This is a genomic window from Kribbella sp. NPDC003505 (assembly GCF_040610875.1).
In the GTDB taxonomy this organism is placed as follows: domain Bacteria; phylum Actinomycetota; class Actinomycetes; order Propionibacteriales; family Kribbellaceae; genus Kribbella.
In genome coordinates this window covers 239,246-254,391 of sequence record NZ_JBEXNA010000014.1, presented here as the reverse complement: position 1 = coordinate 254,391, position 15,146 = coordinate 239,246, and the positions used below count along the sequence as shown (strand labels likewise).

Genomic DNA, 15,146 nt, shown 5'->3' with positions numbered 1-15,146 from the left:
CATGAGCACCCCGTCCGAGAAGTACGCCTCGTTCCGCTCGGACCAGGAGCATCCTGCCGTGAAGGAGTTCCGGGCGCTCTACGACTTCGAGCTGGACGAGTTCCAGCTGCGCGCCTGCGCCGCCCTCGAGGACGGTCACCAGGTGCTGGTCGCGGCGCCCACCGGCTCCGGCAAGACGCTCGTCGGTGAGTTCGCCGTCCACCTCGCCCTGGAGCGCGGGCAGAAGTGCTTCTACACCACTCCGATCAAGGCGCTGAGCAACCAGAAGTACGGCGACCTGGTGAGCAGGTACGGCGCGGACAAGGTCGGCCTGCTCACCGGCGACAACTCGGTGAACTCCGAGGCCCCGATCGTCGTGATGACGACCGAGGTGCTCCGGAACATGCTGTACGCCGGGTCGCAGACGCTGCTCGGCCTGTCGTATGTCGTGATGGACGAGGTGCACTACCTGGCCGACCGCTCCCGCGGCGCGGTCTGGGAAGAGGTGCTGATCCACCTGCCGGACTCGGTGTCGGTCGTCTCGCTGTCGGCGACGGTGAGCAACGCCGAGGAGTTCGGCGACTGGCTGGAGACGGTCCGCGGCAACACCGTCGTCGTCCTGGAGGAGAAGCGGCCGGTGCCGCTGTTCCAGCACGTGATGGTGGGGAAGCGGCTGCACGACCTGTTCGCCGGGGAAGCGCCGACCGCTCGGGTCGGCGCTCCTGCGAAGCCCTCGAAGTCGGGCAATCCGGCGAAGGCCGGCGCCCCGGCGAAGGCCGATCTGAAGGACCTGGTGAACCCGCAGCTGGTCCGGATCGCCCGTGACGACAACCGGATCTTCCGCGACGACTCGCGCAAGCCGCGGCGCCGCCGCGACCTGCCGAAGGGCCGGCCGGCCAAGACGCACTTCACGCCGTACCGCTCGGACGTGGTGGAGGAGCTGGACGCCGGCGCGCTGCTGCCGGCGATCTTCTTCATCTTCTCCCGCAAGGGCTGTGAGGACGCGGTCGTGCAGTGCCTGCGGTCCGGGCTGCGGCTGACCAAGCCGTCGGAGCGCGACGAGATCAAGCGTGTCGTCGCCGAGCGGACGGCGGACCTCCCGGACGAGGACCTCGGCGTGCTCGGGTACCACGACTTCGCCGAAGCCCTGTCGCGCGGGATCGCCGCGCATCACGCGGGCATGCTGGCGGCCTTCAAGGAGGTCGTCGAGGAGCTGTTCGCGCGCGGCCTGATCAAGGTCGTGTTCGCCACCGAGACGCTTGCCCTGGGCATCAACATGCCGGCGCGCACCGTCGTCCTCGAGAAGCTCTCGAAGTGGAACGGCGAGGCGCACGTCGACATCACGCCGGGGGAGTACACGCAGCTGACCGGACGGGCCGGGCGGCGCGGCATCGACGTCGAGGGGCACGCGGTCGTGCTCTGGCAGCCCGGGTTCGACCCGCGCGAGGTCGCCGGCCTGGCGTCGACGCGGACGTATCCGCTGCGGTCCTCGTTCTCCCCGTCGTACAACATGGCCGTCAACCTGGTGCGCCAGGTCGGGCGGACGCGGGCGCGGGACATGCTCGAGCTGTCGTTCGCGCAGTTCCAGTCCGACCAGGCCGTGGTCGGGCTGGCGCGGCAGGTGCAGCGCAACACCGAGGCGCTCGAGGGGTACAAGGAGTCGATCGATTGCCACCTCGGCGACTTCCTCGAGTACGCCGCGCTGCGCCGGCGGATCGGCGATCGCGAGGCGTCCGGGTCGAAGCGGCGCAAGCTCGACCGCCGGATCGAGGCGCAGGAGTCGATCGAGAAGCTGAAGACCGGTGACATCGTCCGGATCCCGGCCGGCCGCAGCGCGGGCTGGGCGCTGGTGCTCGACCCGGGGATGCGGTCGGAGCGGGAAGGGCCGCGGCCGACCGTGCTGACGCTGGACCGGCAGGTGCGGAAGCTGTCGATGGTCGACTTCCCGACACCGGTGGAGGCGATCGGGACGCTGCGGATCCCGCGCAAGTTCAACCCGCGCAACCCGCAGCAGCGCCGCGAGCTCGCCCAGGTGCTGCGGAACCGGACCGATCTGCTCGGCGAGGACGGACCGCCGTCGCGCGGCCGCGACATCGTCTCCCACGCCGACGACCCGGAGCTGCAGGAGATGCGGGCGCAGCTGCGCGCGCACCCGTGCCACGGCTGCTCGGACCGCGAGGACCACGCCCGGTGGGCCGAGCGGTACTTCCGGCTCGACCGCGAGAACCGTGACGTGCAACGGAAGATCGAGCAGCGGACGAACACGATCGCCCGCCAGTTCGACCGGGTCTGTCAGGTGCTGGACGCGCTGCACTACCTCGACGGCGACAAGACGACCGAGGCCGGTGACCGGCTCGCCCGGATCTACACCGAGCTCGACCTGGTCGCGGCGGAATGCCTGCGGCAAGGGGTGTTCGACGACCTGACCGTGCCGGAGTTGGCCTCGTGCCTCGCGGCGCTGGTGTACGAGTCGCGGTCCAAGGACGAGCCGACCTCACCGCGGCTGCCGCGCGGCGACGTACGGATCGCGCTGGAGCGGATGGGTTCGATCTGGCGGGACCTGTCCGCGCTGGAGCGGGACATGCGGGTCGACTTCCTGCGCTCGATGGACCTGAACTTCTGCTGGCCCGCGTTCCGCTGGGCGTCGGGTGCGTCGCTGGCCGAGGTGCTGTACGAGTCCGACCTGGCCGCCGGCGACTTCGTCCGCTGGGTCAAGCAACTCATCGACCTCACCGAACAGATCGCCGACGCCGCCGGAAACACCCCGCTCCGCAGCACGGCCCGCGCCGTCGTCGACCAGATCCGCCGAGGCGTCATCTCCTACGCCTCCATGGTCGAGTAGGTGGTGTCTGCTTCAGGCGTCGCCAACTGGCCCGAGTGGACCTCTGGAGGTGAAAGACTTTCGGGGTCCGGGAGTCTCGGTTCGAAGGAGTAGACGTTCGTGGAGCTGTCGCGTCGGAATCTGGGGAAGCTCGCTGTCGCGACTGGTGCCACCGCTGCGGTCGGCACCGGTGCTGGTTATGTGATCGGGCGGCCTGCTGATGCGGCTGCCACCTGGCAGACCACCGGGACCGCGGTGTCGGCGCTGGCCGGGTTCGACAGTCAGATGAAGGCGTTCATGCAGGCCCGTGGCGTGACGGCCGGGCAGCTCGCGGTGACGTACAAGGGCCGTCTGGTGCTTGCCCGCGGCTACAGTACGTCGACCGCGTTGACCGTGCAGCCGACGTCGTTGTTCCGGATCGCCAGCGTGTCGAAGTCGTTCACCGCGGCGGCGATCGTGAAGCTCGTGCAGGACGGGAAGGTGAGCCTCTCGACGCCGGTCGCGAACATCCTCGACATCACGCCGGCGAGCGGCCTGACAAGGGACTCGCGCTGGTCGTCGATCACGCTGTGGAAGGTGCTGCAGCACCTCGGCGGCTGGGACCGGGACGTGTCCGGAGACCCGAACTTCAAGGACGCGACCATCTCGCGGACGCTCGGCGTACCGCTGGAGCTGCAGCACGCGGACGTCATCAAGTACATGGCCGGGCAGAAGCTCGACTTCACGCCGGGCTCGAAGTACGCGTACTCGAACTTCGGGTACCTGCTGGCCGGCCGGGTGATCGAGAAGGTCAGCGGCCTGAGCTACGAGAACTACGTGAAGCAGAAGCTGCTCGCCCCGTTGAAGATCACGCGGATGTCGCTCGGCTGGTCGATCGCCAAGCACAGCGGCGAGACGTCGTACGAGTCGCAGTACTCCGGCCCGACCGTGCTGGACGGCTCCGCCAAGACCGTCGCCGCGCCGTACGGCTCGTTCAGCATGCGGATCCAGGACGCGAACGGCGGCTGGATCGCCAGCGCGCCCGACCTGGTGCGCTGGGCGAAGATGTTCGACGCGCCGTCGAGCGTCCTGAACAGCACGTCACTCGGCCGCGTCTGGGCGAAGCCGTCCACCGGCGTCAACGCCGACGGCTGGTACTACGGCCTCGGCTGGCAGATCCGCCCGGTCAGCAGCGGCACCGGCCGCAACACGTGGCACACCGGCAGCATGCCCGGCACGTACACGCTGCTCGTCCGTACGTCGGGCGGGCTGAGCTGGGCCGCCCTGTTCAACCGCCGCGACGACGCCAGCGGCAAGTCGTACGGCGACATCGACGCTGCCATGTGGACCGCCGCCAACGGCGTAAAGTCCTGGCCCACCAACGACCTCTTCCCCCAGTACTTCAGCTGAACACCAGCAGCTGCTGCGGTCAGTAAACGGCCGCCCGGAAGTGGGGTGGGCTGATGGTGGCTTCGCCTGCGATGGCGGTCAGGACTTCGCGCAGCGTGTCGACGGCCTCGTCGCCGAGGCGGTTGCGGAGCCTGCGTTCGTACAGCTGATGGAACCGGCGGGCCGCCGCCAGCGTGGCGCGGCCGTGGTCGGTGAGGTGCAGCAGGCGGGCGCGGGCGTCGGTCGGGTCCGGGCGGCGTTCGACGTACCCGCGGCGTTCCATGTCGTCGACGATCTGGCTCGCGCCCTGTTTCGTGACCTCGAGCCGCTCGGCCAGGCCGCTGATCGTCTTCGGGCCGTCGGACAGTGTCCGGAGCACGAAGCCGTCCGAGCGGCCGTGGTCGGTGTATCCCTGCGTGGCGGTGTACTCGTGCAGCTCGCGGACGAACTCCTGGTCCGCCAGCAGCAGAAGAATCCCGATATCCACCTTGCCCGATCGCGTCATGTGCTCCATGATAGTCAAGCTGGCTTGGTCAAGTCAGCTTGACTAAATGGATGGGGGACGACATGCAGGTCACGCACGCGGCCGACGCGCCGCGCTTCGAGCTGGGTGGTGCGCAGTTCACCGTGCACGCCGCGCCGAGCCTCGGTTCGCCGGGGCTGTGCACCTGGCGGCTCACGGTGCCTCCGGGGCACGGCGGCGACGCGCCGCACACGCTCGACCGGGACGAGGTGTTCATGGTGCTGAGCGGCACCGTGCAGCTCGCCGCGGACGGGGACAAACTGGGCCCGGGCGACGCCGCCGTCGTGCCGGCCGGTGAGCCGATCGCGCTGACCAACCTCGGCGAGGGCGAGGCAGAGCTCATCGTCGCGATCACGGCCGGCTTCACCGGCTACATGGCCGACGGTACGGCGGTCCAGCCGCCCTGGTCGAAGTAGCGGCTCAGCACCGCCGGTTCGGTGGGCTGTACGTCGTCTTGCTGGGCGTGGCGACGTAGTAGTCGGTGACCCACGAGCCGTCGGTGAGGCGGTCCCAGACTGCGGTCGTGCCGACCTTCGAGCCGGCTCGCTGGCAGCTGATCCAGGCCAGCGAGCCGATCGGCAGCGGGTTCGGGTACGCGGCGTACGCCGTCCCCGGCCCGTGCCGGCGCGTGAGGTTGTTGACCGTGGTCTGGTACGGGAAGGTGCAGCCGGGGATCGGTGCGCTGTAGCCGGTCTTGTTCGGCGTCCGGACGTAGTAGTCGATGACGTAGGTGCCGTCGGTCAGCCGGTCCCAGACTGCACTGGTGCCGATCTTCGGGCCGAAGGTCTGGCAGACGATGCGGACCCCGGTGTTCGCCGGAATGGTGGAGCGGATGGCGTAGGCGGTCGACGGGCCGCTGTAGGAGTAGATGGTGGCGCGGACCGTGTACGTGTACCAGACGGTCGCCATCGGCGCGTCGAAGCGGTCGTTGTCGATGTTCAGCGTCACACCGCCGTACGTCTCGGTGTGGTCGCCGCGGTACTGCTTGCCGCGCTGGCCGACGAGCCAGAACGTGTTGGGGACGGTCGGCCAGTTCGTCAGCGAGCTGTTGTTGTCCCAGCGTGCGATCCAGAGCGCGTCAGGGCGCGCATAGGTGCTGGAGTTGTAGGCGGCGGCCAGGTCGACCGCGCCGGAGTTCTGGTGTGCGTAGACGCCGGACAAGAAGCCGAGCGCGTGGAGCTGCTTGGTCCACGCGGACAGGTACCGCAGAACGGTCGCCCGGCAGGTGCTGTCGGCGATGTTGTAGTGCTCCATGTCGGCGTAGATCGCGCTGCCGCCGAGCAGATTGAGCGCTCTTGCCGCCCGTACGGCGTCGCGCGCGAGCAGGCCGCCCTGGAGGGTCGCTGATGGCACGGTCATCTTCACGGCGTTGGTGCGGGTCGTACACGGCGCCTGGTAGCCCATGTAGATCGGGACCAGCCGGAAGCCCATCCTGGTCACGCTGCTGACCCAGCTGGGAGTCAGCTGCGGCTGCGCACAGCTCCGATTGACGCCGCCGATGTAGATGCCGACCGCCCGGTACGGCGAGGCCAGCCACGCTGACATCTGCGCGACGCTCGGCGCCGTACAGGTGTCGAACGCGAGCCCGGCATACCGGGTCGCCGTCGCACCGGCCGGGTAAGGCAGCGGAGTCGTGGGCTCGGCGCCGGCGGGGACGGTTGCGCCGATACCGGCGACAGCGAGTGCGAGAGCCGCGACGAGAAGCTTGACCTTGAACATAGTGGCCACCCCCAGCTCTCAGTAGACGCTGGGTAATACGCTGCCGCAAGCCCGGTTGGGGTTAAGTTGGGGCAACGACGTCCTTGGAGGGAACACGTCATGCCGGAGATCGTGGAGATCGGGGAACGGCCGTACGTCGCGCTGCGGGGCAAGGTCGCGATGGACGGGATCGCGGCGTTCGCGGACCGGATGGGCGAGGTGGTCGCCTGGCTCGCCGCCAAGGAGATCGCGCCGAACGACGCGCCGTTCTTCAAGTACGACGTGGTCGACATGGAGACCGGGCTGGTGCTGGAGATCGGGTTCCCGGTCGACGACCTGCACTCCGGCGAGGGCGAGATCGTCACCGGCGTGCTCCCGGCCGGGCGCTACGCGACCGTCAGGCATCACGGCCATCCGGACGGACTGCTCGGAGCGACGCGCGGCCTGCTCGCCTGGGCTGATGAGGAGGGCCTCGAGTGGGACGCCGACGGCGACCATTGGACCGCCCGCCTGGAGGTGTACCGCTCCGACCCGCGTGAGGTCCCCGACATGAACGACTGGGACACCGACCTCCAGTTCAAGCTGAAGGACTGAGTGCCGACCGTTCTCGCAGGCGTGACCCGGCTCGAACCGGAGCGGATTCGTCACGTCGCCTCGCCGCTGATCGAGCTCGGCTGCGCACTGCATGTGCTGGCTGAGCCTGCCCATCACGACCGAGTCGACTGGGCTGCGTCACTCCCGTTGTCCGCCGAGCTGCGGGCGGAGCTGGCGCAATGGACCTGGACCGTGCGCGCCGTGCGGGCCCGGTTCTTCGCCACCAGCGCTCACACCGGCGTCCCCACCTGGACCGACGAGCTGGCGGCACTGCGTTCTCGCCCGCCGGAAGAGGTGGCCGCAGAACTGGTCAGGCCGTTGCGCGGTCGCCCACTGAATAGCCGGTCGATCGACACGGACGCCGTACAGCACTGGGCTCGTAGCCGCGGACGCTCTGTCGCCGCACTGGTCGAGTCCTTGCTGACGTCACCTGCTGAGCCGGTCCGCCGGTTTCTCGACGTACTGGACGCCTGCTGGCGCGAGTGGTTCGGAGAGCTCTGGGAGGCGTCACATGACACGCTGGCTGCTCGTGGGAGGCAAGACCGCGACCTGGCCGTCCGGGACGGTCTTGGGACCATGCTGCGTTCGCTGGACAGCGCGATCGACGTACGGGACGCGGACAGCGTCGTCGTGCAGAAGGTGCAGAGCAAGCGCATCGACATCAGCACGCGCTCGCTGTTGCTTGTGCCGAGCAACTACATCGCACCGCACCTGTTCGTCGGCGAGATCCCCGGTGAGCCGGTGACGATCATCTATCCCGCCGGCGGTCGCGCGGCCGTCGTACCCAGCGCACAGCAGATCCGTGCCCGCTTGGACGCGCTGGCGTCGCCGGATCGCCTCCAGGTCTGCCGCGCCGTGGCCAGCGAGGCGCGGACGGCGGGCGAGATCGCCGCGCTCTGGGGTCTCCACCCCACGCAGGTCACCCGCCACCTCCGGGCACTCACCCGCGCCGGGCTGGTCACTGCCGAACGGCAGGGCCGCTTCGTTGCGTACCGCCTGAACAACGACGCGCTGACCACCCTCGGCACCGACCTGCTGACGCTGATCATGCGCTGATCGACTGACGGAAGTCGGCAGTCCACCGCCGGCGCTGGGCAACCGCTTGTTGGATTAGCTGCTGTGACCTCATCCTTTTCGCCCGCGGTCCGACGGCTGATCGCTGCCACTCTGGTCAACACCCTCGGGAACGGTGTCTACGCAGCGGTCGGGGCGCTCTACCTGACCCGCGCTGTCGGTTTGTCGGTCGCTCACGTCGGTGTTGGACTGACTGTGGCCGCGCTGGTCGGTCTGGTCGCGAGCACGCCGCTCGGCGTCGTCGCGGACCGGCTCGGACCCAACCGTGCGTATGTCGGGTTCCTGCTGCTCCAGGCGATCACGATGACCGCACTGACCCAGGTGCGGTCGTTCGGCTGGTACGTCGCCGTGGCAGCGGTGACCGCGATCGCGGACTCGGGGCAGCGTGGCGCGAAGGGCGCGTTGATCGCCGGAGTCGCACCGGCCGATCAGCGGGTGCGCACACGGGCGATCCTCCGGGTCGTCACGAACATCGGCATGGCCGTCGGTATGGCGGCTGCCGGGTTGGTGCTCGCGGTCGACCGGCGTGAGGTGTACGTCGTGGCGCTGCTGGCGAACGCGGTGACGTACCTGGTGACGGCCGGGCTGGTGCGCTTCGGGATGCCGGCCGTTCCGCCGGTGCGGTCCGCGTCGGGGCCGTCCGGGCTGACAGCGGTACGGGACCGGCGGTTCCTGGTGTTCGTCGGGCTCGACGGCGTGCTGAGCATGCATGGTGCGCTCGCGCAGGTCGGTATCCCGCTGTGGGTGGCGACCGCGACGGATGCGCCGCGGTGGATCATTTCGGTGCTGCTGGTGCTCAACTCGGTGGCCGTGATCCTGTTGCAGGTCCGGATCTCCCGCGGCACCGAGCGTCTCAGCGGCGCGGCCCGGGCCGGTCGGCGCGCCGGTCTGCTGCTGGCGGTCACCTGTCTGGTCCTGGCACTGAGCGATGCGACTTCCGGTGCGGTGACGATCGGTCTGCTGGTCGCTGCGGCGCTCGCGCATGTCCTGGGGGAGATGCTGCAGTCGGCGGGCGGCTGGGGCATCAGCTTCGAGCTGGCCCCGCCCGGCGCCCAAGGGCAGTACCAAGGCGCCTACGCCATGGGTCACCAGATCGGCGATCTGGTAGCGCCGCTGCTCATCACGACCGTCGCGGTGTCCTGGGGCTGGCCGGGGTGGTTGCTGACGGCAGCTGTGTTCCTGGTGGCCGGGTTGTTCGTACCGGTCGTGGTGCAGGAGCCGGAACCCGTTATGCAGCCACAGGTTTGAGGAGATCGCGCAGCGCGCGGGCAGCCGTGAAGCCGGCACGGTTGGCGCCGATGGTGCTGGCCGACGGGCCGTAGCCGACCAGGTGGATCCGCGGGTCGATGACCGTGGCGGTGCCGTTCATGCGGATGCCGCCGGACGGCTCACGCAGGTGCAGCGGCGCCAGGTGCGCGAGGTCGGCCCGGAAGCCGGTCGCCCACAGGATCGTGTCGACCTGCAGCTGATCGCCGGACGCCCACTCCACGCCGTCCTTCGTGATCCGCGAGAACATCGGCAGGCGGGTGTAGACGCCACGCCCTGCGGCCGCTTGCTCCTGGGGCCTCAGATGCAGCCCTGTCACACTGACGACGCTGCGCGGCGGCAGTCCGGCCCTGACCCGCTCCTCGACGCGTGCCACGACCTGACGCCCGTACTCCGGCGTGAAGTCCTCGCCTGTGCGCCACTCCGGCGGCCGACGCGTCACCCAGGTGGTCGTGGCTACCTCGGAGATCTCCGCAAGCAACTGGACGGCAGACGCCCCGCCGCCGACGACCAGGACATGCTGACCGGCCAGCTCGGCCGCGCCACGGTAGTCGGCCGTGTGCAGCTGCCGACCTCTGAACGTCTCGATGCCCGGATACCAGGGGATGAAGGGCCGGTCCCACGTCCCGGTCGCGTTCACGATCGAGGCCGCCCGGTAGCTGCCGTTCGACGTGTCGAGCTCGAACCCGTCCGCGACCGGCCGGACGCTCTCGACGGCAACAGGCCGCAGCACCGGCAAGTCGAACTGCTGCTCGTAGTCCGCGAAGTAGGCCGGGACGAACTCGTTGGCCCGCTCCGCGCCCGCGCTCGACGGCACCGGTACGCCGGGCAGGTTCGCGATCCCGTGCACGTCGTGCATGGTCAGCGAGTCCCACCGGTGCTGCCAGGCGCCGCCGGGTTCGGGGTTGCGGTCCAGCACGAGCACCTCGTCGTACGGCGTGAATCCCATCCGGACCAGGTGGTACGCAGCCGACAGCCCGGCCTGTCCCGCACCGATCACCGCTACCTCGAGCACATCAGCACCAACGCCCGGCGCGGCCCACGTCTTCCCGGCGACAGACGTGACCCGGACGGCGGATAGCTGCTATCCGCCGCCCGGGTGGATCGTCAGACGGTCCGCCGCGTCCCGGCCCGGCCGCCGGCGATCGCCGCGACGAGCGTGATCAGGACGGCGGCCGCGACCGCGACCAGGCCGCCGGTCGTCAGCGTCGTGTCGGCGATCGGCAGCGACGGCAGGTCCATCCGGTTCAGGACGTCGTACTCCGAACCGGCCAGCGCGGCGAGCCCGGCGACGATCGCGGTCACCACGATGCCGATCAGCCAGACGCCGAAGCCGTGCAGGGCGCCGTGGGCGCGGGCGAGCCGGCCGGCGACGGACCCGCCGGCGTAGTAGGCGATCGCCAGGACGACCAGCAGGACCACGACGGACGCAATCCCGATGGTGCCGGCCGTGCCGGCGCTGCCCTGGGCGGCATTCCAGTCGATCGTGAGCGCGTAGTCGACGGCGGCCGCGACCGCGCCGACGATCCCGGTCAGCAGCGCGATCATGCCGATCGCGACCAGCCAGCCGTAGAACGCCGAGCCGCCGGCCGAACCGCGGCGCCTCGGTTCCACCACCAAACCGTCGTCCCGCTCGTCGCGCTCGGGATCGGCCACTGTGGGCCGGTCGTCGACGTACGCCTCGGACGGTCCGAGGCGATCGACGCGGGTGTCTTCGTCATGCTGCTGAGTCATGTCAGCTTCTCCTCACCGGACAAGCCCCGTGTGTCACCCCGGTACCCCGGGGTGAAACCAGCAGCGACAGCTCAGAGTAGTTGGTCGATGCGGTCGTGGTAACGACGCCCGGACTTGCCGCCGAGGATGGCGGCCAGCAGCGTGAGCACCAGGACCGCGGCCGTGGCGGCGATGCTGCCGAGCAGGAGCGTGTTGTCGGCGATGGCGACGTCCGGCCGGTTGATCTCGTCGACCAGGCCGTACTGGTTGTCCAGCAGCCAGCCTGCGCCGCCCGCGAGCGCTCCCACGACCACGGCGATCATCCAGACACCGAAGCCCTGCCGTCCGCCGTCGAAGCGGGCCAGCCGGCCGGCGACGTAGCCGCCGATGTAGAACGCCAGTGTCAGCATGAACAGCGTCACCCCGGCCGCCGTGATCGAGGCCGCGCCGGGCTGGGCCTTCGCGTCGCTCGTGGTGTAGTCCAGGACCTCGGCGGTACCGAGCGCGGCGCCCGCCACGGCGGCCATCAGCAGCACCGACATCGAGACGGCGATCAGCCAGCCGAAGAACGCCGCACCGAACTTGAACCCGCGGTACGACAGCAGGTCCGCATCGACCTCATCCTCCCCGGGCAGCGCCGGCGGCGTCCGCAACGGCGGGTCCGGGGTGACCGAGATCGTGCTCATCGCCCGGCTCGCGGCCGCACGGGCCTCCTCGTACTTCTGGGTGCTGGCGTCGCCGGCGGGCGTGGCGATCGTGGCGGTGTCGCCGGGGTACTGCTGACTCATCTCCGCGGGCTCCTCACAGGTCGGCTTCGGGGCGGTCCCTACCCGCCCGCACCGCGCCTGACACGGCCGAAGTGCGGATTTAACCGACTCCTGGTGTGCTGTCACTCGCTGTCGCGGGGTATCGGCGCGGAGTGAAGACCAGTGAGCCGGCCGGGCGGGGAACGGTACGCGTCTGTGACGAGCCGACCAGGAGCAGGCACCGCATGTCAACCGTTTCGGGGTCGAGTTCCGCCAGCGTCGTGACGGTGATCGTCTCCTCCGGACCGCCGACATCGCGGCCGACCACCACCGGCGTACCGGGAGAACGGTGCTCGAGCAGCAGGTCGCGGGTCGCCGCCACCTGCCATGTGCGGGTCTTGGAGGCGGGGTTGTAGATCGCGATCGCCAGGTCGGCCTGGGCCGCGGCGCTGAGGCGCTGGGCGATCACGTCCCACGGCTTGAGCCGGTCCGACAGCGACAGCACGCAGTAGTCGTGTCCCAGCGGCGCTCCGACCCGGCTGGCGACCGCTTGCGCGGCGGTCATGCCGGGCAGCACCCGTACGGCGATGTCGGCGTACTCCGGCTCCGCGGCGACTTCGGTGACCGCGCTGGCCATGGCGAAGACGCCGGGGTCGCCGGACGAGACCACGACGACAGTGGAACCCTTGCGGGCCAGGTCGAGCGCGAACGCGGCCCGCTCGGACTCGACACGGTTGTCCGAGCCGTGCTTGCGCTGCCGCGCCCGGTCCGGCAGCCGGTCGACGTACGTCGTGTAGCCGATCACGTCGTCCGCGCCCGCGATCGCGGCCCTGACCTCTGGTGTCATCCAGTCCGGTCCGGCCGGTCCCAGGCCGACGACCGTGACGGAGCCTTCGGCCGCGGTCTTCGTGACCGGGGGAGCGAAGGTGTTGTTGATCGGGCTCGGGAGAAGCGCGAGGGAGAAGTACGGCACCTCGTCGGGGTCGACCTCGTTGAGCGGCGCTGTGCGCTGCGCATCGGTGGTCGCGCGTTCGACGTACCAGGCCTCGTCGGCGCGTCCGGCGAGCTCGAACGCCTCCCGGACTCCTGCGAACGTGCGCCCGAGCTTCATCACGGCCGCCGCGTCGGTGGAACGCAGGCGGTCCGCCAGGACGTCCGGCGGCAGTGTGCCGGGCAGCACGGTGAGGATCTCGTCGCGCTCGCAGAGCGGGCGTCCGAGGACGGCGGCCGCTGCGCTGACCGAGGTCACGCCGGGGACCACCTCACACGGGTAGCGGTCCGCGAGCCGTTTGTGCATGTGCATGTAGGAGCCGTAGAACAGCGGGTCGCCTTCCGCGAGGACCACGACGTCCCGCCCCGCGTCCAGGTGTGCGGCGAGCCGGGCGGCGCAGTCGGCGTAGAAGTCGTCCATCGCGCCCTGGTAGCCACCCGGGTGGTCGGTCGTCTCCGTAGTGAGCGGGTAAACGAGATGCTCCTCGATCTGCCCCGGCGTCAGGTACGGCGCGGCGACCGCCCGCGCGATGCTCCGTCCGTGCCGCGCGCTGTGGAACGCGATCACGTCCGCGGCCCCGATCAACCGGGCCGCCTTCACGGTCACCAGCTCGGAGTCGCCGGGTCCCAGCCCGACCCCCCACAGTCGCCCGCTCATTCGACCTCACTCGCGATCGCGTTGACGGCCGCCGCGGTGATCGCGCTGCCGCCCCGGCGGCCGCGCACCACGAGGTACTCGAGCCCGAGCTCGTTCGCGGCCAGCGCGTCCTTGGACTCGGCCGCACCGATGAAGCCGACCGGAATCCCCAGCACCGCGGCCGGCCGCGGACCGCCGGCCGCGATCACCTCCAGCAGCCGGAAGAGCGTCGTCGGTGCGTTGCCGATCGCAACAACTGCGCCGTCGAGCCGGTCCAGCCACAGATCGACGGCGGCGGCGCTGCGCGTCGTGCCGAGCTGTTGCGCGAGGTCCACGGTCCGCGCATCCTGCAGCGTGCAGATCACCTCGCTGTCCGCCGGGAGCCGCCGCCGGGTGACGCCGGCCGCGACCATCTGCGCGTCGCACAGGATCGGCGCACCGTTCTGCAGCGCGGCCCGGGCGTTCTTCACCACGTTCGCCGACCAGGCGATGTCGGCGACCAGGTCCGTCATGCCGCACGCGTGAATCATCCGTACGGCGACCTGCGCCACATCGGCCGGCAGCCCGTCCAGCGCAGCCTCGGCCCGGATCGTCGCGAACGACCGCCGGTAGATCTCCGCGCCGTCCCGCTCGTACTCGTAACTCACACCCGTTTCCCGTCCACCAGATAACCGTCACCGACAGCTTGAACATCCACGAACGCACCGCTCGGCTTCCCGCACCGCCGCTCGCAGCCCGACCAGTGCACCCGCCGACCGTCCGTTCGCATGCCCGGGACCAGCCGGGCCGCGTCCGCTCGGACATCGGCCAGGGACTTCGCGCACCCGGGCCGGCCGGCGCAGGCTGTGACACCTTCCCAGACCGAGCCCGGTGTGGTGATGAGGCCGACGTCCTCCAACCCTGCAGCGGCAGCGGGTACAACGACAGAGCGCCAGGGCGTGATGCGGACCTCATCGCCCGACCGGACCAGCGCCGCGGCCTGTTCCTGCGTCAGGCTTCCCAAGGGCACGGTGACTACCAGTGCGTCACCATGCCGACCCGCTGTCACACGCGTCGACTCTGTCGGCAGAGCCTCGTCCGCTTGCACGCCAAGCCGCTCGAGCACGCGCTCAGCACCACCGACGACCTCAGCGATCCGCCATTCCTGGTCACGCACCTCGAGGAAGGCCCCGGCCGCGGCCAGCATCAGCTCCGGCACCTGGCCCCACTCCACGCGCACACCGCGAGCCCCGAGACTCAGCAACGCACTCCGCTCGTCGAGCGCTCGCACCGCAACGTCCGCCTGCAGCTCGGCCAAGTCGCCACGTCCGTCATCCAGGGCGAACAAGAAGCGTCCTGGCAGGTCAGCCAGCGCAGGGCGGTCGCACAACGCTCGGTCCAAGGCAGCGGCCACGGGAATTACGTCGTACTTCGACTGCTGGTCCAGACCGGACAGCGGCGATGCCAGGATGTTCCGCACGCGCTCATGTGCGATCGACGGCAGCAGCCCTGCAGCAAACAGCCGGTCTGACAGCTGCTGTGGCCCGTCGGCACGGAGTGCGCGGATCTGGACGTTGCCGCGCGACGTCAGCTCCAGCCGGCCGTCACCGAGCTCGGCAGCGGCAAGGCGCAGTACGTCGACCTGCTCGGACGTCAGCCGGCCGCCGGGGACCCGCACTCGTGCGAGGCCGCCGTCAGCCGCCTGGTGCACTGCCAGCACACCAGGGCACCGATCGCTTTCTGTCCTCGCCACAGCGG

At 70.1% G+C, this 15,146-nt stretch carries 14 protein-coding genes; 6 read left to right on the top strand and 8 right to left on the bottom strand.

Translation table 11 applies throughout. The annotated features are described in order from the left end of the window. The first annotated feature begins 1 nt into the window (after position 1). Both ABZX12_RS37130 and ABZX12_RS37125 read left to right on the top strand, forming a co-directional pair. Entirely contained in the window at positions 2 to 2,821 is a 2,820-nt protein-coding gene (locus ABZX12_RS37130; protein ID WP_355700139.1) for a DEAD/DEAH box helicase, read from the top strand. Between the two features lie 99 nt (positions 2,822 to 2,920). Then, positions 2,921 to 4,189, top strand: a complete 1,269-nt coding sequence (locus ABZX12_RS37125) for a serine hydrolase domain-containing protein (protein ID WP_355700138.1) — start codon at positions 2,921 to 2,923, stop codon at positions 4,187 to 4,189. A gap of 19 nt (positions 4,190 to 4,208) precedes the next feature. On the opposite strand, the gene ABZX12_RS37120 is transcribed toward ABZX12_RS37125, so the two are convergent. After that, positions 4,209 to 4,673, bottom strand: a complete 465-nt coding sequence (locus tag ABZX12_RS37120) for a MarR family transcriptional regulator (protein ID WP_355700137.1) — start codon at positions 4,671 to 4,673, stop codon at positions 4,209 to 4,211. A 50-nt stretch (positions 4,674 to 4,723) separates the two neighbouring features. On the opposite strand from ABZX12_RS37120, the gene ABZX12_RS37115 reads away from it, so the two are divergent. Further along, complete coding sequence (locus tag ABZX12_RS37115) at positions 4,724 to 5,107, top strand: cupin domain-containing protein (RefSeq protein ID WP_355700136.1); 384 nt, start codon at positions 4,724 to 4,726, stop codon at positions 5,105 to 5,107. Positions 5,108 to 5,111: 4 nt separating this feature from the next. Here the strand turns inward: ABZX12_RS37115 and ABZX12_RS37110 are convergent, their stop codons facing one another. Beyond that, a complete protein-coding gene (locus ABZX12_RS37110) occupies positions 5,112 to 6,410 on the bottom strand; it encodes a glycoside hydrolase domain-containing protein (protein ID WP_355700135.1) in 1,299 nt (432 codons plus the stop codon). Between the two features lie 99 nt (positions 6,411 to 6,509). Here ABZX12_RS37110 and ABZX12_RS37105 point away from each other — a divergent pair, with 99 nt between their 5' ends. The 3 genes from ABZX12_RS37105 (at position 6,510) to ABZX12_RS37095 (ending at position 9,305) form a co-directional block, all read left to right on the top strand. Continuing rightward, positions 6,510 to 6,983, top strand: a complete 474-nt coding sequence (locus ABZX12_RS37105; protein WP_355700134.1) for a GyrI-like domain-containing protein — start codon at positions 6,510 to 6,512, stop codon at positions 6,981 to 6,983. Further along, a complete protein-coding gene (locus tag ABZX12_RS37100; RefSeq protein WP_355700133.1) occupies positions 6,984 to 8,039 on the top strand; it encodes a DUF5937 family protein in 1,056 nt (351 codons plus the stop codon). It abuts the gene before it with no gap. Between the two features lie 63 nt (positions 8,040 to 8,102). Further along, positions 8,103 to 9,305 carry an MFS transporter gene (locus tag ABZX12_RS37095; RefSeq protein ID WP_355700132.1) on the top strand — a complete coding sequence of 401 codons (1,203 nt, stop codon included), beginning with the start codon at positions 8,103 to 8,105 and terminating at the stop codon, positions 9,303 to 9,305. Here ABZX12_RS37095 and ABZX12_RS37090 read toward each other — a convergent pair. From ABZX12_RS37090 to ABZX12_RS37065, 6 genes are all read right to left on the bottom strand, one after another. Further along, positions 9,286 to 10,338, bottom strand: a complete 1,053-nt coding sequence (locus ABZX12_RS37090; RefSeq protein WP_355700131.1) for an FAD-dependent oxidoreductase — start codon at positions 10,336 to 10,338, stop codon at positions 9,286 to 9,288. The genes ABZX12_RS37095 and ABZX12_RS37090 overlap by 20 nt on opposite strands. A gap of 92 nt (positions 10,339 to 10,430) precedes the next feature. After that, positions 10,431 to 11,057 (bottom strand): hypothetical protein, encoded by a 627-nt coding sequence (locus ABZX12_RS37085; RefSeq protein WP_355700130.1) that lies wholly within the window; start codon positions 11,055 to 11,057, stop codon positions 10,431 to 10,433. Positions 11,058 to 11,128: 71 nt separating this feature from the next. After that, positions 11,129 to 11,824 (bottom strand): hypothetical protein, encoded by a 696-nt coding sequence (locus ABZX12_RS37080; protein ID WP_355700129.1) that lies wholly within the window; start codon positions 11,822 to 11,824, stop codon positions 11,129 to 11,131. Positions 11,825 to 11,903: 79 nt separating this feature from the next. Beyond that, entirely contained in the window at positions 11,904 to 13,430 is a 1,527-nt protein-coding gene (cobJ, locus tag ABZX12_RS37075) for a precorrin-3B C(17)-methyltransferase (RefSeq protein ID WP_355700128.1), read from the bottom strand. Further along, positions 13,427 to 14,056, bottom strand: a complete 630-nt coding sequence (locus ABZX12_RS37070) for a precorrin-8X methylmutase (RefSeq protein ID WP_355700127.1) — start codon at positions 14,054 to 14,056, stop codon at positions 13,427 to 13,429. The genes cobJ and ABZX12_RS37070 overlap by 4 nt, the downstream gene beginning before the upstream one ends. Beyond that, the gene (locus tag ABZX12_RS37065) at positions 14,053 to 15,141 is read right to left on the bottom strand and encodes a precorrin-3B synthase (RefSeq protein WP_355700126.1); all 1,089 of its coding nucleotides are present in this window, start codon (positions 15,139 to 15,141) and stop codon (positions 14,053 to 14,055) included. The genes ABZX12_RS37070 and ABZX12_RS37065 overlap by 4 nt, the downstream gene beginning before the upstream one ends. Positions 15,142 to 15,146: the final 5 nt, after the last annotated feature.